Source organism: Streptomyces sp. 13-12-16, from assembly GCF_002114215.1.
In the GTDB taxonomy this organism is placed as follows: Bacteria; Actinomycetota; Actinomycetes; order Streptomycetales; family Streptomycetaceae; genus Streptomyces.
Map to the genome: position 1 here is coordinate 2,231 of NZ_NCTE01001034.1, position 1,031 is coordinate 3,261.

At 74.9% G+C, this 1,031-nt stretch carries 1 pseudogene; it reads right to left on the reverse strand.

Annotated elements, in window-relative coordinates:
• Positions 1-1,031: pseudogene (locus B7767_RS34720) on the reverse strand (LuxR family transcriptional regulator); the annotation flags it as partial.

Consider the following 1,031-nt stretch of genomic DNA (forward strand, 5'->3'; position numbering starts at 1 on the left):
GCCGGTGCAGGGCGTCGGCGGCCGGCCCCTCGCTCACCAGGGCGCGGGTGGCGGCGGAGATGCCCAGGGCCCAGGGGGTCCGGCAGGCCCGGGCCATCTCCTCGATCGTCCGCGCGGCCTCGGCCGCGTGCGCGGTGTGCCCCAGCCGTACGGCGGCTTCGACGAGTTCCACCCGGGACTGGAGGGACAGCCCGAGTTCCTGCGGGTTCTCGCAGCCGCGCCGGGCGGCGGCGTAGGCCTCCCCGTACCGGCCGAGGCCGTTGTGGAGGACCGCGACCGCCCATTGGGTGGCCGTCGTCACCTTGCCCTCGCCCCGGAGGAGACGGTCCTGCGTGACGGCTTCGATCGCCTGCCGGGTCGAGGACTCATGTCCCTTGAAGGGCTCCACGACGAGTGCTCCGTAGTGCGCGAAGAAGCTGCTGCCGGTGGCTTCGGCGATCGCGCTCGCCTCCACGGCGAGGGAGTCGGCCCCGCGCAGGTCGCCGGCGAAGACCCGGTTGGACAGGCACAGGAGGAGGGCCGAGGGCAGTACGGCCAGTGCTCCGCTGCCGCGGGCGAGGTCGACCAGCCGCGACGAGAGCTCGGACCAGGAGGCGAAGTCCCAGGTGTTGTGAGCCATGCGGCACACCAGCGGGAGCCATCCCAGGCCGTCCTCCCGGGTGAGCTCTTCCGTCCGGAAGGCCGCCACGGCCTCCAGGAGGAGCGGCGCGCCCACGGAGTAGTCCTCGGTGATCACCCGCGCCAGGCCGGTCAGCAGCAGTTCCTCACGGCTCGCCGCGGGGGCGTGGCCCGGCGCGCCCAGTACGGCCTCGGCGACGTCGCGGACGCCGCCCGTGGCGAGCCGGCCCGCGGTCAGGGCCGCGTGGGCGGCGTCCCGGTACGTCTGGAGGGCCAGCCGGCGGTCGAACGGCTGGAGCCGCCCGGCCGCTTCGAGCAGGTACGGCAGTCCGGTGCTGGCGCTCTTGGCGGCGGACATGATCTGTCCCCGCAGCAGGGTCGCCCGGGCCGCTTCGGCCTCGTCGAGCGGGCTC